Annotated in this window: 19 protein-coding genes; 12 read left to right on the top strand and 7 right to left on the bottom strand. The window is 64.0% G+C overall.

Annotated features, from left to right (window positions below):
• Nucleotides 1-68 precede the first annotated feature (68 nt).
• The 3 genes from D3227_RS32755 to D3227_RS32745 form a co-directional block, all read right to left on the bottom strand.
• Nucleotides 69-485 carry a hypothetical protein gene (locus D3227_RS32755; protein ID WP_342634029.1) on the bottom strand — a complete coding sequence of 139 codons (417 nt, stop codon included), beginning with the start codon at nucleotides 483-485 and terminating at the stop codon, nucleotides 69-71.
• Between the two features lie 130 nt (nucleotides 486-615).
• On the bottom strand, nucleotides 616-2,940 hold the full coding sequence (locus D3227_RS32750) for an NADP-dependent malic enzyme (RefSeq protein WP_120018315.1): 2,325 nt from the start codon (nucleotides 2,938-2,940) through the stop codon (nucleotides 616-618).
• A 161-nt stretch (nucleotides 2,941-3,101) separates the two neighbouring features.
• Entirely contained in the window at nucleotides 3,102-3,881 is a 780-nt protein-coding gene (locus D3227_RS32745; RefSeq protein ID WP_120018314.1) for an SDR family oxidoreductase, read from the bottom strand.
• A gap of 121 nt (nucleotides 3,882-4,002) precedes the next feature.
• Here D3227_RS32745 and D3227_RS32740 point away from each other — a divergent pair, with 121 nt between their 5' ends.
• Nucleotides 4,003-4,818: a UDP-2,3-diacylglucosamine diphosphatase gene (locus tag D3227_RS32740; protein ID WP_120018322.1), complete on the top strand. Its 816-nt coding sequence runs from the start codon at nucleotides 4,003-4,005 to the stop codon at nucleotides 4,816-4,818.
• Nucleotides 4,819-4,945: 127 nt separating this feature from the next.
• On the top strand, nucleotides 4,946-6,160 hold the full coding sequence (locus D3227_RS32735) for an MFS transporter (RefSeq protein ID WP_120018321.1): 1,215 nt from the start codon (nucleotides 4,946-4,948) through the stop codon (nucleotides 6,158-6,160).
• On the opposite strand, the gene dgcA is transcribed toward D3227_RS32735, so the two are convergent.
• Complete coding sequence (gene dgcA / locus D3227_RS32730; protein ID WP_120018313.1) at nucleotides 6,131-7,114, bottom strand: N-acetyl-D-Glu racemase DgcA; 984 nt, start codon at nucleotides 7,112-7,114, stop codon at nucleotides 6,131-6,133. The genes D3227_RS32735 and dgcA overlap by 30 nt on opposite strands.
• Before the next feature lie 76 nt (nucleotides 7,115-7,190).
• Here dgcA and D3227_RS32725 point away from each other — a divergent pair, with 76 nt between their 5' ends.
• From D3227_RS32725 to D3227_RS32710, 4 genes are read left to right on the top strand one after another with little or no spacing between them, the layout of a single operon-like run.
• Nucleotides 7,191-8,378 (top strand): ABC transporter permease, encoded by a 1,188-nt coding sequence (locus D3227_RS32725; protein ID WP_120018320.1) that lies wholly within the window; start codon nucleotides 7,191-7,193, stop codon nucleotides 8,376-8,378.
• Between the two features lie 7 nt (nucleotides 8,379-8,385).
• Complete coding sequence (locus tag D3227_RS32720; RefSeq protein WP_120018319.1) at nucleotides 8,386-9,195, top strand: ABC transporter ATP-binding protein; 810 nt, start codon at nucleotides 8,386-8,388, stop codon at nucleotides 9,193-9,195.
• A 14-nt stretch (nucleotides 9,196-9,209) separates the two neighbouring features.
• The gene (locus D3227_RS32715) at nucleotides 9,210-10,583 is read left to right on the top strand and encodes an MlaD family protein (protein ID WP_120018312.1); all 1,374 of its coding nucleotides are present in this window, start codon (nucleotides 9,210-9,212) and stop codon (nucleotides 10,581-10,583) included.
• A 37-nt stretch (nucleotides 10,584-10,620) separates the two neighbouring features.
• Nucleotides 10,621-11,271, top strand: coding sequence for an ABC-type transport auxiliary lipoprotein family protein (locus tag D3227_RS32710; RefSeq protein ID WP_425374577.1), 651 nt, complete (start codon nucleotides 10,621-10,623; stop codon nucleotides 11,269-11,271).
• Nucleotides 11,272-11,380: 109 nt separating this feature from the next.
• Here the strand turns inward: D3227_RS32710 and D3227_RS32705 are convergent, their stop codons facing one another.
• The gene (locus D3227_RS32705) at nucleotides 11,381-17,611 is read right to left on the bottom strand and encodes a kinesin (protein WP_120018310.1); all 6,231 of its coding nucleotides are present in this window, start codon (nucleotides 17,609-17,611) and stop codon (nucleotides 11,381-11,383) included.
• 287 nt (nucleotides 17,612-17,898) lie between these two features.
• Between D3227_RS32705 and D3227_RS32700 the strand changes: the two genes are divergently transcribed.
• From D3227_RS32700 to D3227_RS32690, 3 genes are all read left to right on the top strand, one after another.
• A complete protein-coding gene (locus tag D3227_RS32700; protein ID WP_120018309.1) occupies nucleotides 17,899-18,267 on the top strand; it encodes an Hpt domain-containing protein in 369 nt (122 codons plus the stop codon).
• 193 nt (nucleotides 18,268-18,460) lie between these two features.
• Entirely contained in the window at nucleotides 18,461-18,781 is a 321-nt protein-coding gene (locus D3227_RS32695; RefSeq protein WP_120018308.1) for a 2Fe-2S iron-sulfur cluster-binding protein, read from the top strand.
• A 92-nt stretch (nucleotides 18,782-18,873) separates the two neighbouring features.
• Complete coding sequence (locus D3227_RS32690) at nucleotides 18,874-19,902, top strand: NAD(P)/FAD-dependent oxidoreductase (RefSeq protein WP_120018318.1); 1,029 nt, start codon at nucleotides 18,874-18,876, stop codon at nucleotides 19,900-19,902.
• A gap of 14 nt (nucleotides 19,903-19,916) precedes the next feature.
• On the opposite strand, the gene D3227_RS32685 is transcribed toward D3227_RS32690, so the two are convergent.
• Entirely contained in the window at nucleotides 19,917-21,395 is a 1,479-nt protein-coding gene (locus D3227_RS32685) for an MDR family MFS transporter (RefSeq protein ID WP_120018307.1), read from the bottom strand.
• 234 nt (nucleotides 21,396-21,629) lie between these two features.
• Entirely contained in the window at nucleotides 21,630-22,247 is a 618-nt protein-coding gene (locus D3227_RS32680) for a DUF922 domain-containing Zn-dependent protease (protein WP_120018306.1), read from the bottom strand.
• An 87-nt stretch (nucleotides 22,248-22,334) separates the two neighbouring features.
• On the opposite strand from D3227_RS32680, the gene folP reads away from it, so the two are divergent.
• Genes folP through folK form a run of 3 tightly spaced genes read left to right on the top strand, consistent with a single transcriptional unit; the run spans nucleotide 22,335 to nucleotide 24,039 of the window.
• Nucleotides 22,335-23,180, top strand: a complete 846-nt coding sequence (gene folP / locus D3227_RS32675; protein ID WP_120018305.1) for a dihydropteroate synthase — start codon at nucleotides 22,335-22,337, stop codon at nucleotides 23,178-23,180.
• A 3-nt stretch (nucleotides 23,181-23,183) separates the two neighbouring features.
• Nucleotides 23,184-23,543: a dihydroneopterin aldolase gene (gene folB, locus D3227_RS32670; RefSeq protein WP_006206102.1), complete on the top strand. Its 360-nt coding sequence runs from the start codon at nucleotides 23,184-23,186 to the stop codon at nucleotides 23,541-23,543.
• The gene (folK, locus tag D3227_RS32665; RefSeq protein ID WP_120018304.1) at nucleotides 23,527-24,039 is read left to right on the top strand and encodes a 2-amino-4-hydroxy-6-hydroxymethyldihydropteridine diphosphokinase; all 513 of its coding nucleotides are present in this window, start codon (nucleotides 23,527-23,529) and stop codon (nucleotides 24,037-24,039) included. Before folB ends, folK begins: the two co-directional genes overlap by 17 nt.
• Nucleotides 24,040-24,048: the final 9 nt, after the last annotated feature.

The raw sequence follows: 24,048 nt of genomic DNA, 5'->3' as shown, positions 1-24,048 counted from the left end.
CCCCAAGCCGCGACTTCTCGCCAAAACCCGCCAACAAAGCCATCCGGAGCCTCCGATTCGTAAGGCCCTCACAGATTCAGCAATCCCTTCAAACGTAAAGTGCCGTTAACCTGACTTCGGCGCCCTGCGGCAAGCCGCTCGCGCTTTGACTGCAAGGCGTCGAGATTGGTATTCATGCGATCGATGCTGGCGTTGAGTGCGGCACATTCGCTGACGTTGCGCGAAAACAGTGAGAAGCCGCAGCTGGCGTTGCTCGCCTGTCCGCGCGCCTTTGCCAGTTGCTGGCGCTGGCGGGTGATGGCGTCGTCATATTTGCGGATCAGGCCCGGCTTGCCGCCGCCACCATTCGCTGCAGCCGCAAGCTGTGCTTCGAGCTGGCGGCAGGCGCGCGAGGCGGCCTGCGGCTCGGTGACGGCAACGACCGATGCCGCCAGCGCGCCAAGCAGCGCGGCAAGGTGCGTCAGCCTCAACCTTGCGCCCGCCATGTGCCCCGAAGCTCCGCTTGCCTATCCGCCACGAAACTAACGTGTCCGCGGTTAACCGCGCCTTAGTCTGCAACCAAACGCAATCGAATCTGCAACCAAACGTGACGGCAGCTTACCGCCAAATGCGGCCTTAGCCCAGATTGACGACAGCCTGTGCCTTGTGCGCCGCCTCAACCACGGCGAGCGCGGTCATGTTGACGACGCCGCGCGAGGTCACCGAAGGCGTCAATATGTGTGCAGGCTTGTCCGTGCCGAGCAGGATCGGGCCGACATGCAGCGCATCCATCATGGCGCGTAACGCCGTCAGCGTGATGTTGGCCGAATCGAGGTTCGGAAACACCAGCAGATTGGCTTCGCCTTTCAGCCGCGAATGCGGATAGACGCGTTGGCGCAAATGCTCCGACAGCGCCGAGTCGGCATGCATCTCGCCGTCGCTTTGCAATTCCGGCGCGATGCGCGCCAGGATCGCCGCCGCATGGCGCATCTTCAGCGCGCTCGGCGAATCGCGCGAGCCGAAATCCGAATGCGACAGCAGTGCTGCCTTGGGCTCGATGCCGAAGCGCTGGATCTCCTCCGCCGCCAACACTGTCATCTCGGCAATCTCCTCCGCGGTCGGGTCGACGGAGACATGCGTGTCGGTGAGGAAGATGATGCCGCGCTGCGAGATCAGCATGGAAAGCGTCGAAAGATCGCGGTCCTTGATGCCCGCGCGCGGCCCGATGATCAGCGTCACGTTGCGCAGATGGCGCTCGAAACGGCCTTCGAGGCCGCAGACCATGGCATCGGCATCGCCGCGCTTGAGAGCGAGCGCCGCGATCACCGTGTTGTCGGTGCGCACCATTGTGCGCGCGGCTTCCGTCGTCACGCCGCGCCGGCCGGCAAGCTCGATCAACAGGTCGACATAATGGCGGTAGCGCGGATCGTCCTCGGGGTTGATCAAGCCGAAATCGACGCCCGGCTTGATGCGCAGCCCATAGCGCTTCAGCCTGACTTCTATGACATGCGGACGCCCGATCAGGATCGGCTCGGCAATGCCTTCCTCCAGCACCACCTGTGCTGCGCGCAGCACGCGCTCGTCCTCGCCCTCGGCATAGATGACGCGCTTGGCGTTCGACGCCTTGGCGGACGAGAACACCGGCTTCATCACCAGGCCGGAGCGGAAGACGAAGCGGTTGAGCTTGTCGATATAGGCGGCGAAGTCGACGATCGGCCGCGTGGCGACGCCGGTGTCGCAGGCCGCCTTGGCGACCGCCGGCGCAATGCGCAGGATAAGCCTGGGGTCGAAGGGCGAGGGGATCAGGAAATCGGGCCCGAAAATCGGCGTCTCGCCGGAATAGGCGCGCGCGGCGACATCTGACGGCTCTTCGCGCGCAAGCGCTGCGATCGCCCGCACCGCGGCCATCTTCATCTCCTCATTGATGGCGCTGGCACCGCAGTCCAGGGCTCCACGAAAAATGTAAGGAAAGCACAGTACGTTGTTGACCTGATTGGGAAAATCGGATCGTCCGGTGCAGATCATCGCGTCGGGCCGGGCCGCCCGCGCCGCCTCCGGCATGATCTCCGGATTGGGGTTGGCCAGCGCCAGGATCAGCGGCTTCGGCGCCATATGCTGCAGCAGTTCCGGCTTCAGCACGCCGGCGGCCGACAGGCCGAGAAAGACATCCGCGCCCGGGATCACATCGGCGAGCGTGCGCGCTGCCGTATCCTTCACATAGGGGTCTTTCCAGCGGTCCATCTCATCCGTGCGCCCCTTGTAGGCGACGCCGAAACGGTCAGTGACCCAGATGTTCTCGAGCTTGGCCCCGAGCGAGACCAGAAGATTGAGGCAGGCGAGGGCGGCAGCACCCGCTCCCGAGGTGACGATCTTGATGTCCGAAATGGTCTTGCCGGCGAATTCTAGCCCGTTGAGCACCGCGGCGGCGACGATGATCGCGGTTCCGTGCTGGTCGTCATGGAATACCGGTATGCCCATGCGCGCCTTCAGCTGTTCCTCGACCTCGAAGCACTCCGGAGCCTTGATGTCCTCGAGATTGATGCCGCCGAAGGTCGGCTCCAGCGCGGAGATCGTCTCGACCATGCGCTCGATGCCGGGCGCGTCGATCTCGATGTCGAACACGTCGATGCCGGCGAATTTCTTGAACAGCACCGCCTTGCCTTCCATGACCGGCTTGGAGGCGAGCGGGCCGATATTGCCGAGGCCAAGCACCGCCGAGCCGTTGGAGACGACGCCAACCAGATTGGCGCGCGCCGTATAGTCAGCGGCGGTCGCCGGATCGTCGCGGATTTCGAGGCAAGGGGCGGCAACGCCTGGCGAATAGGCAAGCGCTAGGTCGCGCTGGTTGCCGAGCGGCTTGGTCGCCTGAATTTCGAGCTTTCCGGGGGTCGGATGCTTGTGGAAGTAGAGAGCGGCCTCGTCGAGGTCCGACCGGGCCGTCTTCTTGTTCTCGCCTTCCATGCCGGCCCTCCCTGCGCTGCTGCCTTGCTGCCTTTTAGCATGCGGCGTCGGTTTTTCGCGACGCCAAATGACGCAAGCGCGACGGAAAGGGTCAAGATCAGAAAGATCGAGTTATTTCAATTCGTTGTGTCGAAATCCTGCAAAAATGCTGGGTCTCGCTGTCAGAAAGCGCTGACATAGAGGCCGCCATCCACCGGTATGTTCTGCCCGGTCAGGTAGCCGGCATGAACCGAGCACAGGAAGGCGCAGATCTGGCCGAACTCCTCCGGCGTGCCGAGCCGTTTGGCGGGCACGTCGGCGCTGATGCGGGCCTTGCGCTGGGCGGCAGCCGCCGGGTCTTCCGGCGTACCGGCCTCATGCGGGCCGCGCAGCCGGTCGGTGTCGAGCTTGCCGGGCAGCATGCTGTTGATGGTCACATTGCGGTCGATCACCGTGCGCGCCACGCCGGCCAGGAACGAGGTCAAGCCGGCGCGCGCGCCGGACGACAGATCGAGGCCGGGGATCGGCACATAGACCGACAGCGAGGTGATGTTGACGATGCGGCCGAAACCGCGCGCCGCCATGCCGTCGATCACCGCCTGGATCAGCTCTATGGGCGTCACCATGTTCTGGGTGACGCCTTCCAGGATCTTTTCGCGGTCGAGCGTGCGGAAGTCGCGCAGCGGCGGGCCGCCATTGTTGTTGACGAGGATGTCGGGATCGGGGCAGGCGGCAAGCATCGCCTTCTGCACCTCTGGCTTCGAGACGTCGCCGAGGATCTCCGTCACCTTGACGCCGTATCGATCACGGATGTCCTGGGCGGTGCCGGCCAGCAGCGCGGCGTTGCGGCCATTGACCACCAGATCGCAGCCGGCCTCGGCCAGCGCCATTGCGCAGCCGCGCCCAAGGCCTTTGCTCGATGCGCAGACGATCGCCTTCTTGCCGCGAATGCCGAGATCCATGGTGATTTTCTCCTCTGATCAACCGCGGCACGCTAGCCCTTCGGCTGGACCAATCGCAACCGTCATACGGTTGTTGCATGAATCGGGGCATAGCCTGCGCGAAAGCAACGGTGACGATCTGATGTCTGGCCCAGAGCCCCGCACTTTCCGCAGCATGTTCATCTCCGACGTCCATCTCGGCTCGAAGGCGGCCAAGGCCGACTTCCTGATCGATTTCCTGCGTCATCACGACGCCGATATCATCTATCTCGTCGGCGACATCGTCGATGGCTGGCGCCTGCGGCGCAGCTGGCACTGGCCGCAGAGCCACAATGACGTCGTGCAGAAATTGCTGCGCAAGGCGCGCAAGGGCGCGAACATCACTTACATTGCCGGCAATCATGACGAGTTCGCCCGCCAGTTCCAGGGCGTGCATTTCGGCGGCATCGTCGTCGCCGATCGTGCCATCCACGAGACTGCCGACGGCAGGCGCCTGCTGGTTATCCATGGCGACCAGTTCGACACCGTCGTCCACAATGCGCGCTGGCTGGCCTATCTCGGCGACTATGCCTATGACGCAGCCATGCTCGTCAACAGGGTGGTGACGCGGCTTCGCCAGTTGCTTGGCCTGCCTTACTGGTCGTTTTCGTCCTGGGCCAAGGTCAACGTCAAGAAGGCGGTGAACTTCATCGGCTCGTTCCAGACCATGCTGACGGAGGAAGCACGCCGCTCGCATGTCGACGGCGTCATCTGCGGCCACATCCACCATGCGGCGATCGAGAACTACGAGGACGTGCAATACATCAACACCGGCGACTGGGTGGAAAGCTGCACGGCGGTGGTCGAGCACTTCGACGGCCGGATGGAAATCCTGCACTGGGCCAAGGTGTTGCCCGAAGCTCCGGACGAACCGTTCATCCCGATGCTCATCGAGGACCAGGTGGTCGAAGCGGCGTGAAGCCAGAGCCGATCGCGTGCTCCTGAATTAATCGATTAGTCCAGCCGGTTTCGCCTGGTTTTTCTCCATGTTAATGGTCGATTGCGCTGCTGGCCGTCTGGAGAACGCGGCGTAATTGGATCGATTCATGTCCCTGCCGCCGCTTTCGCCCGAACAGCTCGTCAAGCCGCGCCATTTCGAACTGCGCATGAGCCTGATCTTCTTTACGTTGTTCGTATCCCTCGGCACGCATCTGCCTTATTTCCCGCTGTGGCTGCAGGCCGAGGGTTTCCATGCCGAACAGATCGCGGTCATTCTGGCCGCGCCGATGTTCCTGCGCGTGGTGACGACGCCGTTGCTGACCGCGCTGGCCGACCGGGCGAAGGACCGCGCCAATGTCTATGTCGTGCTCGTCGCTGCCACCATGGTCATTTCCGCCGGCTATTTCCTTAACCCCACCTACGCCATGGTGCTCGCCGTATCGCTGGCGCTGACCATCGTCTGGACGCCGCATTCGCCGATCGCCGATTCGCTGGCGCTTTCGGGCGTGCGCCGGTTCGGCTCCAATTACACTGCCATGCGCAAATGGGGCTCGATCTCCTATCTCTGCGCCAACATCTCCGGTGGCTTCATCCTGGCCTGGACAGGTCCCAAGGCTGTGCCTGCGATCATCTTCGTGGCCCTTGCCGCCGCCCTTCTGGCCGGATTGCTGGCACCGCGCCTCGGCCGTCCTCGCCGCGCCTCGCCGCTCTCGGCCGCCGACATGCAGCATTCGGCGCCAAAGCTGCTCAACGCCTATTTCCTTCTCTTCACCCTCGGCGTCGGCATTATCACCGCCAGCCATGCCTTTCTCTACGGCTTCGTGTCGATCTACTGGAAGTCGGTCGGCATCAGCGATTCGGTCGTCGGCCTGCTCTGGGCTTGGGGTGTGGTCGCCGAGGTCTGCATGTTTTTGTTTTTCAACCGCATTTTCGCTTCCGTTTCCGTCGTCCAGGTCATGCTGATCGCCGGCATTGGCTCGATCCTGCGCTGGATCGCCTTTCCACTGATCTGGCCGCTTGGCCTTGGCGTCGCCGGCTTCTTTGGCGTCCAGACCCTGCATTCAGTGTCGGTGGCGATGGTGCTGATCGGCCTGCAGAAGATGATCGGCGAAACCGTCTCCGAAGAGCGCACGGGTGCTGCGCAAGGCATCGCCTATTTTTTCAACGGCTTCTTCATGGCTGTGGTGACGCTGGCGTCGGGCCCGCTCTACGACCGTTTTGGCGTCGACGGCTTTCTTGCCATGGTCCCGATCGCCATCATTGGTCTGGTGCTGATCGGGCTCGCCGCGCGCTCAGCCCCACAGCGCCCTGTCAGGGGGTGAGACCAGCGACCCCTCGTAGACGAGGCCGGGCTCGCGGTCGCGAGCCAAGAGCAGTGGGCCATCGAGATCGACGAAATCGGCGCCTTGGGCCAGCAAGACGGCCGGTGCCATCGCCAGCGAGGTGCCGACCATGCAGCCGATCATGATGCCGAAACCGAGCTCTCGGGCACGGTCACGCAGCACAAGAGCGGCCGTCAGGCCACCCGACTTGTCGAGCTTGATGTTGACGGCGTCATAAAGGCCGATCAGCGCTTCGAGGTCCTTGGCCTCGTGCACGCTCTCGTCGGCGCAGATCGGCACCGGATGCGCGATGTGCCGCAAAATACGGTCTCGGCCGGCGGAAAGCGGCTGCTCGATCAACGCGATGCCTTGCTCGGCGGCAAAGGCAAGGTTTTCGACGATATTGTCGTCGGTCCAGCCCTCATTGGCATCGAGGATGATGCGGCTGTCCGGCGCCGCCTCCGCCACAGCACGAATGCGGGCGATATCATTGTCGCCGCCGATCTTGACCTTGAGCAGCGGCCTTGCGGCATTGGCGCGGGCCTGCGCCGCCATCGCCCCCGGCTCGCCGAGCGACAACGTGTATGCCGTCTCGAGCGCTTGCAACGGAGCCTTGCAAGCGCTGGCCGCCACCGACTTGCCGCCTGTCTTTGCTTCCAGGTCCCACAGAGCACAGTCGATGGCGTTGCGGGCGGCCCCGGCGGGCAGGGCATCGAGCAGCGCGATCCGGCTGATGCCGCCTGCAATCCTGTCGCTCAGCGCTTCGATTGCGGCTCGCACGCCCTCCATGGTCTCGCCATAGCGCTTGTAGGGAACGCATTCGCCGCGCCCGATATGGCCATTGTCGCCGATCGTTACGGTGATGACTTCGGCTTCGGTCTTCGAACCGCGCGAAATGGTGAAGGTGCCGGCGATGGGAAAACGCTCGGATTCGACCGAAATGACACGCGCCATATTTTTCTTCTCAGGCTATGCGACAACGGCATGCCGGCAAATGACAGGCCGGTTCCGGCAGGCTAAACAGGACGCCATGTTGACCATCGGCAAACGCGACGCAAGCGGCACCGCCGCCAAGGAGCCAAATGGCCAGCCGCGCATCGCCATCGGCGAGGAGGGCGGCGTTCTTGGCTGCGCCTTTTCCGGAACCTGGACGACACGCACCGTAGCGCTGGTCGACGCGGAGATGCGCCGGATCGAGAAACGCACCGGTTTCAAGACCTTGGCGCTCGATCTTTCGCATATCGAGAAGATGGACACCGCCGGCGCCTGGTTGATCGACCGCCTGGTCAGCGCCTTCGAGAAGAAGGGCATCGAAGTCAAATTGCAAGGGCAGAGCGAGATCGCTTCGATCCTGCTCGGTGCTGTTGGCGACGCCGTCCGGCGCGAGCCCGAATCGGCAGCGTCTGGGCCGCCCAACATCATCATTCGCGGGCTCGAGGCGGTTGGCCGCCGCGTCTATGAGATGCGCGACGATTTCCTGGCCTCAATGAACATCCTCGGTGCCACCATCCGTGGCGCGCAGATGAAGCTCGGCCGCGGCCATGCGGTCAACCCGGCCGCGATCTTCAACCAGATCGACCGCATGGGCGTCGGCGCCATCCCGGTCGTGGTGCTGATGTCGGCCATCGTCGGCGCCATCGTCGCCCAGCAGGGTGCCTACCAGCTCAGCTACTTCGGCGCCGACATCTTCGTCGTCGATCTCGTCGGCGTGCTGATCCTGCGCGAACTCGGCGTGCTGATGACGGCGATCATGATCGCCGGCCGTTCCGGCAGCGCGATCACCGCCGAGATCGGTTCGATGAAGATGCGCGAGGAAGTCGATGCTCTGAAGGTCATCGGGCTGAACCCGATCGGCGTGCTGGTCTTCCCGCGGCTGGTCGCCCTGGTTATAGCCCTGCCTTGCCTAACCATCATCGCCAATTTCGCGGCGCTCGGCGGCGGTATCGTCGCCGCATGGCTTTACTCGGATATCCCCCCGGCCGCCTTCATCGACAGGCTACGCGTCGCCATCGATCTCAGCACCATCTTTGCCGGCCTGATCAAGGCGCCGTTCATGGCCATGATCATCGGCACCATCGCCTCCGTCGAAGGCATGAAGGTCGGCGGCAGCGCCGAATCGCTTGGCCAGCACGTGACCGCTTCGGTTGTGAAGTCGATCTTCGTCGTCATCATCCTCGACGGGCTTTTCGCCATGTTCTACGCAGCGATCGAGTTCTGACATGGCGATGGCGAATCGCAACGGAACCAAGACGGAGGAGCAGGACGAGAGCGAGATCGTGCTTTCGGTGCGCGACGTCACCGTTGCCATTGATGACAAGCTGATCCTCGACAAACTTTCGCTCGACATCAGACGCGGCGAAATCCTGGGCTTTGTCGGCGCTTCGGGAGCCGGTAAATCGGTGCTTTTGCGCACTATCCTTGGCTTGCTGCGCAAGCAATCGGGGACGATCAAGCTGTTCGGCGTCAACGTCGACAAGGCAAGCGACATCGAGCGCTTGCGCATCGACATGCGCCTTGGCGTTCTTTTCCAGCACGGCGCGCTGTTTTCGGCGCTGACGGTGCAGGAGAACGTACAGGTGCCGATGCGAGAATATCTCGACCTGCCCAAGAAGCTGATGGACGAACTGGCTTTGCTTAAGATCGAGCTGGTCGGCTTGCCGCCGGACGCGGCGCAGAAATTCCCCTCCGAGCTTTCCGGCGGCATGATCAAGCGCGCCGCACTGGCGCGCGCGCTGGCGCTCGACCCGGACATCGTCTTCCTCGACGAGCCGACATCCGGTCTTGACCCGATCAGCGCGGCCGAATTCGACGAACTGGTGGTTAAGCTGCGCGACACGATGGACCTGACGGTCTACATGGTCACGCACGATCTCGACACGCTGTTCACCGCTTGCGACCACGTTGCCGTGCTCGGCAAGAAGAAGGTGCTGGTCGAAGGCACGATCGACGACATGCTGAAGAGCGAGGAGCCGTGGGTAAAATCCTATTTCCGCGGAAAACGCGCGCGCCAACTTGATCTTGCGGCGCGCGCATAGCCATAAGTGGGGCAATGGAAACCAGAGCCAACTACGTCATTGTCGGCATCTTCACGCTGGCCGCAATCCTGGCGGCCTTCGCCTTCGTCTATTGGACCGCCGCGATCGGCGACAAGGGCGAGACGACGCTGCTGCGCGTGCGCATTCCGGGCTCGGCGTCCGGCTTGGGACGCGGCAGCTTCGTGCTGTTCAACGGCATCAAGGTGGGTGACGTCAAGCGGGTCTATATCGACCCCAACGATCCGACGGTCGCCATCGCCGACACCGAGATCGACCGGACGACGCCGATCACCAAGTCGACGCGGGCCGATATCGGGCTTGCCGGCCTCACCGGTCAGGCCAATATCGAGCTCAAGGGCGCCGACCCCAAGGAGGTCAAGCTGCTCGACCAGGCCGAAAAGGAAGGCAAGGTTGCCGAGATCGTCGCCAATCCATCCGCCGTGACCAACCTGCTGCAGACCGCGCAGGACATTTTCACCCGCGCCGACAAGGTGCTTTCGAATCTGGAAGGTTTCACCCAAGACGTACGCGGTCCGCTGACCCAGACAGTCAAGAACGCCCAGACATTTTCCGATGCGTTGGCCAAGAATTCCGATGGCATCGACAAGTTCCTCGCCAGCGTCAGTTCGCTGTCGGATGAGCTGAAGGGCGTGTCGGGCAAGCTCGACGGCACGCTGAAGGCCGCGGAAGGTCTGCTCAATGCCGTCGACAAGGACCAGATCAAAAGCATCGTCGCCAATGTCGACACGGTCACCGGCAATCTGAAGGAGACCTCGAAGCAGTTCGACGGTGTGATCAAGAACGTCGACACGGCGGTGGGGTCGATCAACAATTTCGCCCAGAAGACGCAAGGCACGCTAGACAAGGTCAATGGCGTTCTCGACGGCATCGACCCGGCTGAAGTGCGCACGGCGCTCGCCAACATCCAGAAGGCCAGCGAAAGTGCCGACAAGGCCGCCGCCGACATCGCCAAGGTGACCGACAGGATCGCCGACAGAAGCGACGATATCGACCAGACCATCAAGGACGCCAAGCAACTGGCGCAGCGCCTCAACGATGCCTCGGTGCGCGTCGACGGCATCCTGGCCAGGGTCGACACCTTGCTCGGCTCAGGCCAGGCCGACGGCGTGATGGCCGATGCCAGGGATACGCTGAAGTCGTTCAAGCAGGTCGCCGACACGCTGAATGCCCGCCTCGGCACGATCACCGACAATCTGGCGCGCTTTTCGGGCCAGGGCCTGCAGGATGTCGAGGCGCTGGTCCAGGACAGCCGCCGCTCGATCAACCGCATCGAGGAGGCCGTGACCGATCTCAGCCGCAATCCGCAGCGGATCCTGTCGGGCGGTGAGGGCGAGGTCCGGCAATATGATGGCAGGGTGCGGCGTTGACTTCGGCGCCCGTCCACAGCAAGAACATGGACCGCAATTGCGGGTTGATCTTACGATCCGGGGACAACGGGGATCGCGCGTGACGTCGGTATGGGTGAGAACTGGCGGGCTGACATCGGCTGCGGCGCTGCTTGCGCTGACGCTTGCCGGCTGCGCGGCGCTGGGCGGCAAGCCTGCGCCGCTCGATACGTTCGAGCTGTCGGCGCCGTCGATCGCCGCGCAGGGCCACAGCCGACGCCAGATCCTGATCGCCCAGCCCTCCGCGCTCAAGGCGCTGGACAGCCAGAACATCGTCATCAAGCCGTCCGATCGCTCGATCCAGTATCTCAAGGGCGCGCAATGGGCCGACCGGCTGCCGCTGATCGTGCAGGCGAGGCTCGCCGAGACGTTCCAGCGCTCCGGCAGCTTCGCCGGCGTCGGCAAGCCGGGTGAGGGCCTGGCGATCGACTATCAGGTGATCGTCGAGGTCCGCTCCTTCGAGGTCCGGGTCGATGGCGGCGAGCACGCCGAGGTCGACCTGTTCGTGCGCATATTGAACGACCGCAATGGCGAGGTGCGCGCCTCCAAGAGCTTCACCGCCAGCGCGCCCGTCTCGGGCAGCGGCAACCCGGCCTATGTCGACGCGCTGGACAGCGCCTTCGGCCAGGCGGCGAAGGACATCGTTCGCTGGACCGATTCGGTGATCTGAAGGCGCCCGAACGGCTCGGCCGGCGCATCCCTCAAAGTTGAAATCGACGTCGGACAAATAAAAAAGGCGGGCTGGGGCCCGCCCTTTTTGTGTTCAGCCTATCGCCCGTTCAGTGCAGGCGGCCGCTGGCGTGGGCCAGCATGGTGTAGACCTTGCCGGTGTCCGACGTCAGATAGGTCTGCGCCATGATGTTGTCGCGGTCGTTGCGCGACACGTCCTTGAGCAGCTTCTCGAAATCGTCGCAGTAGCGGTCGACGGCGGCACGGAACTCTGCCTCCGTCTGATACTTGCGGCGGATCTCGTCGAAAGTCTGCTGCCCCTTCAGCGTGTAGAGGCGCCGCGTGAACACGTCGCGCTCGCCGCGCCGGTAGCGGTTCCACAGTTCGATCGACGCGTCGTGGTCGATCGCCCGCGCGATGTCGACCGACAGCGAGTTCAGTGATTCCATCACGTGAAGCGGCGAGCGCTGGGCCGGAGCGGAACGTGGGGCGTCCGCGGGCACGGCAGGCCTCGCATCCTCCTCACGCGATGCGCCGGTGAGCAGGTCGCGCACCCAGCCGCCCTGTGGCGTGCGGCTATTGGGGTCGCGGCGCGGAGCCGCCTCGGCGGGGCGCTCGAGATCGAGCGTGCCGCGCAGCGTTGCGCCGCCCAGCGGCGCCTGAGGCGCCGGACGCTCCGGCTGCTCCGGCGCCGGCGGACGGCGCTGTGGCTCAGGCGCACGCGCAACGGGCGGCTGCGGAGTGGGCCGCAAGTTGCGCTGTTCCGCGCTGTCGCCGCCACCGCGGCCCGATTTCGCAACGATGTCGGACAGTTCCTTGAGCGCGTTGATCTGCTCGGAAACGGCGCGGCGAATGGCCGAGGTCGATTCCTTGGCTTCTTCCGGCATCTCGATGACGCCCTTCTTGAGTTCGGCGCGGGTCAGGTCGAGCTCGCTCTTGATCGAGCCGGCCGTGCGCCGCATCTCCTCGGTGGCGTCGGCGAAGCGCTTGGTTGCTGAATCGACGACATCGGCGATGGCGGTGCGGATCTTTTCCGCCGATTCCATTGTCCGGCCCTCGGCATTCTGCATCGTCTGGCCGACCAGGTTCTCGAACGAACGCATCACCTTCTCGAGGTCTTCCGACTTCTTGACCAGACCGACGGCGAGGTCCTCCAGCGAAGACTGCCGTTCCAGCGTGTGTTCGAGGTTGCTCTGCGCCGAGCTCAGCAGGTCCGAAGCGGAAGACAGCAGACGGCTGTGCTCGTCGAACTTGGTGGCGATCGAGGCGACCTCGCGCAAGGTCGCGGACGACAGTTCGGTGAGCCGCGTCGTGTTCGAATCGACCAGGCGTGCCGAGCTGGCGAAGGTCTGCGCGGCCTTTTCCGTCGTCGCCGCGAAGCTCTGCGTGCTGCCGGTGAGGCGTTCGTCGACCTGGCCGAGATTGAGCGCCGCCTGGTCGATCAGCTGACCGAGCTGCGCGCTCGAGGTGCTCATGCGGCCGATGAGGTCGGCGACGCTTTCGGCGAGCGTCGAACGCGCGCCTTCGACCGCCGACAAGGTCTCGGCTGTGCGGCTGGCGAGCGCGTTGACGAGGGCCGCGTTTTCGTTGCGCAGCTTCTCGGTCGCCCGTTCGGTGACCTCTTCCATGCTCTTTTGCAGTTCCGAGCCGCCCTGAGCGAAACGCTCGACCAATGGCCGGGCCGTCTCGTCGAGTATCCTCGACATTTCGGCCGAGCGCGCCGCCAGCATGGTGTTGAGCTCGCGGGTGTTGGCGCCGATGGTCTTGGCCGCATCGTTGGTGCTCTGGCCGATATGCTGGCCGACCGCGGTGAAGGTTTCGGCGATGACATTGGCGCGCGAGATGAGCTGCGCCTCGGCACCCGAAATCTGCTCGTTGAGCTTCTGGCCCATCGTTTCAGCCGTGTAGGCGAGGCGGTTCTCGACTCCGGCAACCTGTTCCTCGACACGGGCGGCGGCTGCCGCCGCGCTCGAAGCCAGGCGTTCGTCGGCACCAGTCAGCGCCTGCTCAATCTCGCGGGCGTGGATGGCCAGTTCCTGACCGGTCTGGCGTGCACGGTCGGCAACGCGCTGCTCGGTGCTGGCAAAGGCGCCGACAATGGTCTCGGCGTGCCCGCCGATCGCGGTGCTGCTGTCGGCGATGCGTGACACCAGGCGCTGGTCCGCATCGTCGAAGATGCGGGCGATTTCGGATGCACGTGACGACAGCGCTTCCGACCCTTCGGCGATGCGCGAGATGAGATGCTGGTCGGCGGCATCGAAGATGCGGCCGAGGTCCGTGGCGCGAGCCGCCAGCGCTTCGGCCGATTCGCCGATGCGCACGCTCAGCCGTTGGTCGGCGCCTTCGAAGTTGCGCAGGATGTCGCCGGCGCGAGCCGCCAGCGACTGCGCCGTTTCGACAGCGCGGGCAACCAGTTTCTGATCCGCCGCGTCGAAGGTGCCGGCGATCTCGCTGGCACGAGCGGCGAGTTGTTCGGCCGTCGCCTCGGCGCGAGCCAACAGCGTGTTCGAGGTATCGTCATGCCGGGCAAGCAGTGCGCTCGACGTGTCCTCGGCCCTCGCAATCAAGGCATGTGTGGTGTCTTCGGCGCGTGCGTGCAGGCGGCGATCCGCTTCCTCGAAGGCGTGCGTGATGTCCTCGGCCCTGGCGAGCAGGGCGGCCGACGTCTGCTCGGCGCGCTCGGCAATCTTGCGGTCGGCGTCGCTGAAGGCGAGCCCGGCCTGCTCGTGCAGAGCGCTGGTGACCTCCATGACCTTCTCGCGCAACTGCCCGGCGACGAAGACGGCGCTCTTTTCCAGCACGCTGCGAACACTGTCGACGCCTGTCGAAAGCGCGCGCTCCATGGTTCCGGCCCGCTCCTCGATGATGCCGGTCTGGCGGCTGAACGCCTGCTCGATCTTTTCGACGTCGGAGGCGATTGCTGCGGAGATATCCGTGCTTCTGGCGGCGATCTGGTCGATGTGGCCGGACAGGGAACGGTCGACGTCCTTGCGTGTATCGGCCAGCTTGGCGAGATCGTCTTCCAGCGCGCGGGCCAGCATGTCGCGGCCTTCGGCAAGCTTGCCGACATGCCCGGCTATGATGTCATCGACCTCGCCGCGGCTGGTCGCGATCTTCTGCAGATCCGCCTCGAGCGCGCGCCTGAGGATGTCGCGGCCTTCGGCCAGCTTCTCGACCTGGCCGGCGACCAGCCCGTCGATCGAGGTGCGGCTTTCCGCCAGCTTGGCGAGATCGTCTTCCAGCGCCTTGGACAGCGTCGAGCGGTCCTGCGCCAGCCTGTCGGAGTGGCTCTGGAGGAGGCCGTTGACATTCTCCAAATCGGCTTCCAGCACCCGTGCGAACTCCGAACGGTTTTCGGTCAGCCTCTGCGACTGGTCGGTAATGGCGTTCCTGATCGTGTTGAGATCGGCCTCCAGCGCCCGCTTTAGGATATCGCGGCCTTCGGCCAGCTTCTCGACCTGGCCGGCGACCAGCCCGTCGATCGAGGAGCGGCTTTCCGCCAGCTTGGCGAGATCGTCCTCGAGCGCTTTTGACAGGGTCGAGCGATCCTGGAACAGCCTGCTCGCGTGGTCGTCCATGATGCCGCTCACATTCCGCAGATCGTCCTCGACGGCTTTCGACAGCGTCGAGCGATCCTGGACAAGCCGGTTCGTATGATCGGCGATCAGGCTGTTCATATTCTGCAGGTCGTCCTCGATGGCTTTCGACAGCGTCGAGCGGTCCTGGACAAGCCGGTTCGTGTGATCGGCGATCAGGCTGTTCACATTCTGCAGATCGGCTTCCAAGGCCTTCGAAAGCTGGCTGCGCTCTTCCGCCACCTGCTCGGAATGACCCGAGATCGCACCCTTGATCGTGTTGATATCGGCTTCCAGGGCGCGCTTGAGGATGTCGCGGCCTTCGGCCAGCTTCTCGACCTGGCCGGCGACCAGCCCGTCGATTGACGAGCGGCCTTCCGCCAGCTTGGCAAGGTCGGCCTCAAGCGTCTGCGACAGCAGGCTGCGGTCGTCGGCGAGCCTGACGGAATGACCCTCGATCAGGTTCCTGATACCCGACAGATCGCCCTCCAGCGAACGGCTGAGTTCGCTCCTATCCTCGGCGAGTTTCGCGGAATGGGTCTCTATCAGGCCCTTGATGCCGACAATGTCGGTCTCCAGGGCTTTTGCCAGGACCGCACGGCCCTCGGCGATCTTCTCGACCTGACCAGCGACAAGACCGTCAATGCTGGCGCGGCTATCGGCCAGCTTGCCGAGGTCAGCCTCCAGGGCACGCGAAAGAATGCTACGGCCTTCGGCAAGTTTCCCAACGTGCCCGGCAACCATTTCATCAATGATCGTACGAGCTTGTACAAGTTTGCCGGAGTCCTCGTTCAAAGCCTGGGTAAGCCGGTTGCGGCCTTCCTCGAGCTGTTCGAGATGGCTGCCCAGCGAGGCATCGATGGCGGCGCGGGACTCGTTGACCTTGCGCAGGTCCTCTTCGAGCGCGCGCGAGATCAGGCTGCGGCCTTCAGCCAGCTTTTGGACCTGGTTGGTAACGGCGTCGTCGATGCCGGCGCGGTCTTCGGCGAACCTAGCGAGGTCCGCCTGCATGGCCTCGGCCATGCGGTCGCGGCCCTCGGCAAGCTTGCGGCTGTGGTTCTCGACGGCTTCCTCGATGCCGGCGCGGGCATCCGCAAGTCGCTGGATATCGCTGTCGAACGACCGCGAGACCACGTGCCGGGCCGCCTCCATGCGGCCGGCGAAATCGCCGGCGCGGGCTTCGAGCATCGACGAGGTGGACGAGATGATGTCGGCCATGTCGGCGCCGATCTGGGTCTTGCCCTGGTCGATCATCGACGACAGGGCGTCCTTGCTCTCGGCGAAGGTATGGGCAATTTCGCGCGCACGTTCGACCAGCGTCTCGTTGATCTGGCGGGCACGGGCCTCGAGCGCGGCATTGAGCTTCTGCGTGCCGGTGTCCAGCGCCTCGGCGCGGGTCTGGAACTCGCTGATCAGCGCCTGGCCGCGTTCGGCCAGGGTGCGTTCGATGCCGTTGAGGCTGGCTTCGAACTCGGAGTTCAGCGTGCGCGCGGCACCGCCGAGCAGTGACACCATGCCGGTGGTGCGGTCGTCGAGCAGATCGGTCAGCGAGCGGGTAAGACCGTCGGTCGTGTCCGTCAGCTTGGCGATGCGGGTATCGAGCAGCGAGGCAAAGGCCTCGCCCGAGGTGGACAGCTTGTCGGTGATCGTGTCGAGACGGCCCTCGACCGAATCGAAGATCGACATCGAGCTTTCGTTGATCCTGTCGATCAGCGTGTCGCCGGAATTGGTGATCGTCATCGACAGCTTGGTCGAGGCATTGAGGATGCTGTCGCGGATGATGTCGCTGGCCGAGCCGATTTCGTCCCTGAGCGTCTCATGCGCGCCGGCAATCGAGGCGCGCACGCGCTCGGCATGGGTGACGACCGCTTCGCGCTCGCTGCCCAGCCCGTCGACCAGTGAGCGGATACGGGCTTCGTTCTCGGAATAGGAGCGCTCGATCTGGTTCACTTCACTGTGGACCAGCGTTTCGAGCTCGACGGCGCGCGCAAGCGTGCGCTCGATGCCTTCGCCCATCGCCGCCACTTCGCGGCGAACGGCCTGGCCGATCATCATGACGCGGTCCTGGGCAAGGTTTTCCGGCTCGGCGAGGCGGAACGCCACCTCGGTCATGGACTGCGCGGCAATGCGCATTTCCTGGGCGCGGCGCACCATGGCCGCGAAGGCCCAGAACAGGATGATGGGAACGATCGCGGCGACAGCCAGGCCGATCAGTTCGGGGCGGGCGAAGAATTGGTCGAACGTGCGGATATTCCAGATGCTCGAGCCGAACAAAAGGTTCGCCAGGCCGCCGGCACCGGCGACCCAGGCCAGCGAAATGAACGCCACCACCCAGTAGATCGTGCTCGATGCGCGCCGGTTGAGGCCGTGCAGAAGCGTCCGGTAGTCTTTCTGGCGGTCGTCATTGGCGGGTGTGAAGCCCGCCGGCTGCGTGCCGTTGCGGTTTTCCACCGGGCGCAGCTCGGCCGGCTTGGTCGTGGCCGAAGTCGTTCCGTACTGACCCTGATTCCCGTTCTGGCCCTGATTCCCGTTTTGGCTCAGATTTGCCGCCTGGGCTTGATTGATCGCTGGCTCAGCTTTCTGGCTGCGCCCTTCGCGCGCCAGTTCGTCCGCTGCCTGCGAAATCTGCGCTTCCAGATCTTCCATCGACGCTGCCATATCGAGGCCGCCGTCGCCATCTCCGCTCAAATCCAGGTCGAGCGCTTTTTCGAGTTCCCTGGCTACGTCGCTGTCGAGATTACGTGTCGTCGTTGGTTTCTTCGCCATGCCTTCGCTACCCTGTACTAGCTGCCGAGGGACTTTTGATTTTGGCCTGATTCTGGCTTCTCTTATCCCGTGCAGGAGGCTGAAAATGGACCCTCGTATCGTAATGACACACAGGGGTAAAGAAAACCTGCATTCCTCGCGATACGTAAAACTTTAAATATAGGGTTAACGCAGACGTGATTTCGCCGCCTCCATCGCAACATTTTTCCGGGCCAATCATTAACCCGTTAGCTACGCGGATGGCCTAGATTTCCCGGCCAGTCAAACATCAAGGAGCTGCAATTCCCATGCGCGGCGAAAGCGGCATTGCCTTTTCCATGCCCGGCGGTGATGTGTCGGGAACGGCCCGGTCTCGGCCTGTGGATCTTGCGCATCTCGCGCGCCAGACGATGGGCGACCGCGGTCTCGAACAGGAGGTGCTGGCGCTGTTCGTGCAGCAGGCGCTTTCCGTGCGCGACAGGATCCTCGAAGCCGACGTCAAGGAGCGGCTGCTTCTGGCGCATGGGCTGAAAGGCTCGGCGCGCGGGGTGGGGGCCTTCGCCATCGCCGATTGCGCAGCGGCCATCGAAGGGCAGCCGGAGGACGTCAAAACCCTCGGGCGGCTTGGCGTCCTGATCGAGGAAGTACGCGATTTCATCGCCGCCATCAGCCGCTAATGCATGTCGCCCAAAAGTGGTGCAGCGGTTTTGGGACAACGACATGCATAAGACAACAACCTGAAGCGCGTCGCCCTTCAGACGCGCTTTAGCTCAGCCTTCCGAAAAAAACGTCACGGAGCGGCGCTTTCGCGCCGCAGTTGACTTGTCCGGCCAAGTGATTATCTCGGCTGGAACTCCCTTCAGGTGACAAATGACCAAGCTGACCTTCATTGCCCATGACGGCACACAGTTCGATGTCGATGCCGAAAACGGCTCGACCGTCATGGAAAACGCGATCCGCAATGCCGTGCCCGGCATCGAGGCCGAATGCGGCGGCGCCTGTGCCTGCGCGACCTGCCATGTCTATGTCGACCAGGCCTGGACGGCGGAGGTCGGCGAGCCGGAGGCGATGGAGGAGGACATGCTGGACTTCGCCTACGAGGTCCAGCCCAATTCGCGGCTGTCCTGCCAGATCAAGGTTCGTGACGCGCTCGACGGGCTTGTGGTACGCGTGCCTGCCCGCCAGGGCTGATCTCACCGCTCCAATCGATTTTTGCCGTGGCCGCTTGGCAGCGGCCCAATGGTCATGCAGTGTCGCGCGGTTTCCGCAACAAGGCGCAACGCATGACCGACACGATCAAGACGGACGTACTCATTGTCGGGGCAGGGCCGGTCGGCCTGTTCGCCGTGTTCGAACTCGGCCTCTTCGACATGAAATGCCATCTGATCGACATCCTGGACCGCCCCGGCGGCCAATGCGCCGAGCTCTATCCGGAAAAGCCGATCTACGACATTCCCGGCTGGCCGCTGATCACGGCGCAGGGCCTGGTTGACAAGCTGCTCGAGCAGATCCGTCCGTTCAAGCCGGACTTCACCTACAACCGCATGGTCTCCAGCCTCGAAAAGCTGGACGACGGCAGCTTCCGCGTCACCACCGACGAGAACGAGGTGTTAGAGGCTAAGGTGGTGGTGATCGCCGCCGGCGGCGGCTCGTTCCAGCCCAAGCGGCCGCCCATTCCTGGCATCGAAGCCTATGAGGGCAAAAGCGTCTTCTATTCGGTGCGCCGCATGGAGGATTTCCGCGGTCATGATCTCGTCATCGTCGGCGGTGGCGATTCCGCGCTCGACTGGACGCTGAACCTGCAGCCGGTGGCAAAGAGCGTGACGCTCGTCCACCGGCGCCCAGAGTTCCGCGCCGCACCGGACAGCGTCAACAAGATGTATGCCATGCAGGAGATGAAGGAACTGGACTTCCAGGTCGGTCAGGTCACCGGCCTGACCGGCGTCGACGGCCAGCTTGCATCCGCGATCATCAAGGGCCCCGACGGAGACGTCGAGGTGCCATGCACGCGCATGCTGCCCTTCTTCGGCCTGACCATGAAGCTCGGACCGATCGCCGAGTGGGGGCTCAACCTGCATGAGAACCTGATCCCGGTCGACACCGAAAAGTTCCAGACTTCGGTTCCCGGCATCTTCGCCATCGGCGACATCAACTGGTATCCTGGCAAGCTGAAGCTGATCCTGTCGGGTTTTCACGAGGTGGCGCTGATGGCGCAGGCGGCCAAGCGCATCGTCAGCCCAGGCGAGCGCATCGTGTTCCAGTACACCACTTCGTCGACGAGCCTGCAGAAGAAGCTTGGCGTCCACGACTGAGGGGGGCTGCGGCCCTATTCGGCGAGCACCGGCGCGGCGGCTTCGTCGCGGCCGCGCAACGGCTTTTCCGGCATCAGCGCGAGTGCAGCCAACGCCAGCACCAGCGTGACGGCCGCGACCAGGAAGATCATCGCGAAAGGCGTCACCGACGTGACCTGGCCAGCGGTCAGCGTGCCTTCCTCGGCAAGCGGCAACCCGTATCCGAGAGCGACGGCACCGAGCATGGCGACGCCAAGTGCGCTGCCCAGCGAACGCAGGAAGGTCAGCACGCCGGTGGCAACGCCGAGATGCATGCGATCGACCGCGTTCTGGACCGAGACGGTGGCGACGGGGAACGTCGTGCCCGTGCCAAGCCCGATTGCGATCGTCAGCATCTCGACCACCAGCAGCGAGGCGTGTCCGGCGACGAAGCTGAGCAATCCGAGACACAAGATGGCGAAGGTCACGCCGATCATGGCGATCCGCTTGTAGTGGACAAAGCGCGGGATCATGCGCCCGCTGAACGTTGCGCCGGCGACGGTGCCGAGCAGCAGCCCGAGCATGGCGGTGCCCGACTGGCTGACCGAGAGTCCGACGATCGATTGCAGGTAGACGGGCAGGTAGACGGCCAGGCCGATATTGGCGGCCTGCAGCAGGAACATGGACAGCGTGCCGGCTAACACGATCGGGTTGCCGAGCACTTCGAGCGAGATCAGCGGTTCGGCCGCGCGCAGCAGGCGCAGCGCGAAAGCGCCCCAGAAAGCCGCCGAGCAAGCGACAAGCCCTAGGATCTCGCGCGATAGCCAAGGGTAGGCGCCGCCGCCCCAGTTCAGCGCCAGCAGCAGCAATGCCGTGGCGATCACAAGCAGCAGCGCGCCGAGCGCATCGATGCGATGGCGCTTGGCGGCAATCGGAAGCTTCTTCAGCGGCCTGTTGATGATCGCCATCGCCAGGAGGCCAAGCGGGATGTTGATCCAGAAGATCAACGACCAGTGCAGGTGCTCGGCGAAGGTGCCGCCGAGCAGCGGCCCGGCGATGCTGGCGACCGCCCATGTGCCCGATATCCAGGCCGCATAGCGCGCCCGCTCGCGCGGCGGCACGAGGTCGCCGATGACCGTTTGCGTCAGGGCGAACAGGCCGCCGCCCCCGGCGCCCTGGATCGCCCGGCCGACCACCAGCACCAGCATGTTGGGAGCCATGGCGCTGACCAGCGATCCGATGAGGAAGATGAGGATTGCGGCATAGATGGTCGGGCGGCGCCCGTAGACATCGGAAATCTTGCCGTAGAGCGGGGCCATGGCCGTCGCGGTCAGCAGGTAGGCTGTGACGATCCATGGCAGATATTCGGCATGGCCGAGCGCGTGCGCAATGGTCGGCAGGGCCGGCGCGACGATGGTCTGGTCGAGTGCCGCCAGCAGCATCGACAGCAGGACGCCGCCGATGATGGCGTTCTTTTCGGTTTCCGTCAGCGGCGATGCCGCTCCCATCGTCAGTCTGTCGACAGCCTGGTCCATTGTCCTGGTCTTTCATGGGCTTGCGGCGCGCTGCCATGGGCGGCCGGCCTGGCCGGTCCGGTGCGTCTGCCGCGTCGATTGGTTATCTCGTGCTTCGAGGGTTCCGCGCTTGCGAACCTGACATATGTCGTTCCGTATAGGTCGATTTCGACAGGGGTTCGAAGGTTTTTCCGGCCTGGCACTATGCTTCGGCGAAATTGGCTTGCGTCGTTTACGCTCCTCACCGGGCGAAAATCAGGCCGGCGGCAACCGACCTTTCTCGATGCCCTCGATCCGGTAGCGCAAGAGCCGCAGGATGCGGCTTTCGAAATTGACGCTCTCGACGCGGTCGAACCGCAGCTGGTCCTGGTCATGCGCGGCGAGTTCAGCCGCCGTGATCCCAGCCGCCTTCGCCTTTGCCGCTGCGCAGGTCTTTTGCGGATAGCTCGCCTTCAGCGCATCCTCGAGTTGCTTGCCATGGTTCTTGGCAATCTCGACATGGCGCTCCTCGTGGCGCTTGATGTCGGCCGACAGCGTGTCCCAGAACAGCCGCACATCCGGGCCTGCCTTGCGCGAACGGCGCCATTCCGGAAGGATCACCTTGACCTTAACGGTCACGATGGCGTCGGCGATGCGGCAGGAGCCCGGCTTTTCCGCATAACTGACGCGGGTGGTGAACGCCATTTGCGTGGCGCCCGGATGCCTCGACCCGGTGCTCTTCACCTGCGGCCCGTTCTTCGACAGCTGCTTTTCGATATCGTCGAGCGTGCGGCCGCCAATGGCGAAGTAGCTGTAGGTCTTGACCAGATTGGCCGCACCCGCCGGCAGAGCGGTCAAGGCGAGCATCAAGGCGCAGAGCAGGTGTTGTTTCATCAGGTTGCCTCTTTAGCCACCTTGCGTTACGGCCGTGCCCGGCGCAACGGATTTGATTTCCGGCGGATCAAAGATGGTTGATGGTCGATGATGACAAGGCGGTGGCAGCTGGCGCACGGACGTCATCTCGATCTTGGCGGCAAGGCCGTGGTCGTCGGCATCCTCAACGTCACGCCGGACAGTTTTTCCGATGGCGGACTGTTCGCCTCCCGCGAGCAGGCAGTGGCCCAAGCGCGCCGCATGGTTGCGGAGGGGGCTGAAGTCATCGACGTCGGTGGAGAATCAACGCGGCCCGGCGCTTCTCCCGTGACGGTGGAGGAAGAACAGGCCCGCGTGCTGCCGGTCGTCGAGGCGCTTGCTGGTCTCGGCGAAGCACTGATTTCGGTTGATACCTATCGCGAAGACACCGCCCGGCTGGCCGTCGCCGCCGGCGCGCACATCGTCAACGATGTCTGGGGCCTGCAGCGCGAGCAGGGCATCGCCCGCGTCGCCGCCGAGACCGGCGCCGGGCTCGTCATCATGCATACCGGGCGCGACAGGCAAAAACTGCCCGACGTGATCGACGACCAGCTCTTCTTTCTCAGGAAATCGCTGGAGATCGCGCATGCCAGTGGCGTTGCCGACGCCCAGATCGTGCTCGACGCCGGCTTCGGCTTCGCCAAGGAAACGGCGCAGGAAAACCTCGATTTGATGGCGCGGTTTTCCGAGCTCGCCGAGCTCGGCTATCCGCTGATGGCCGGCACGTCGCGAAAGCGTTTCATCGGCAACGTCACCGGTCGCGACGCGATGGACAGGGCTGCGGGCACGGCGGCCACCAGCGTTATTTTGAGGCTCAAAGGCGCGCACTTATTTCGCGTCCACGATGTCGCAATCAACGTGGACGCTCTGGCTGTCACCGATGCTATGCTGGCGCGCGAAATTCCAGGAAGCTGAGCCATGTACGTCATCCGCATGAAGAACTGCGCCTTCTTTGCCCGCCATGGCGTGCTGGACGAAGAGGAGACGCTTGGCCAGCGCTTTTATGTCGATGCGGCTTTGACCGTGGAGCCCGGCCGCGCGCTCGTCGACGATTCCATCGACGATACCGTCAATTACGGCGTCGCCTTTGCGGTCATCGAAAAGATCATCACCGGACAGCGGCGCTTTCTGATCGAGGCGCTGGCGCTCGAGGTGGCACGGGCGCTGACGGCGCGGTTTCCGCAGATCAAGAAGGCCGAGATCACCGTGCGCAAGCCCAACGCGCCGGTGCCCGGCGTGCTCGATCATGTCGAGGTGACCGTTGTCTGGCCAGAATAACACCGTCTATCTCAGCCTCGGCGGCAATCTCGGCGATCCCGCGAAGTCGATGGCGGCCGCGCTGCGCATTCTGGACGGCGACGACAAGACCCGTGTCGTTGCGGTCTCCTCACTCTACCGCACATCGCCCTGGGGCAAGCTCGACCAGCCGGATTTTCTCAATGCCGCCGCCGCGATCGCCACGACACTCGCGCCGAGGGCCTTGCTCGAGCTTTGCCTCGATGCCGAACGCCGGCTGAAACGGGTGCGCGAGGAGCGCTGGGGGCCGCGCCTGATCGACATCGACATCCTGGTGTTCGGCGACCGGATCATCCACGAGACGGGCCTGGAAGTGCCGCATCCACGCATGCTCGAGCGCGCCTTCGTGCTGGCGCCACTGGCCGAGATCGCGCCGGACCTTGCCATTGGCGGCAAGAGCGTGTCAGAGCGGCTCAGTGTCGTCGACACATCGGGCATAGAGCGGCTACCCTCGGGACGGGACTGGTGGCAGGCCTAAGGTCAAAAC

The organism is Mesorhizobium waimense (genome assembly GCF_003601975.1).
GTDB lineage: Bacteria > Pseudomonadota > Alphaproteobacteria > Rhizobiales > Rhizobiaceae > Mesorhizobium > Mesorhizobium waimense.
Note: the sequence above shows the minus strand (reverse complement) of the source record. Positions and strands in the feature narration are given on the sequence as shown.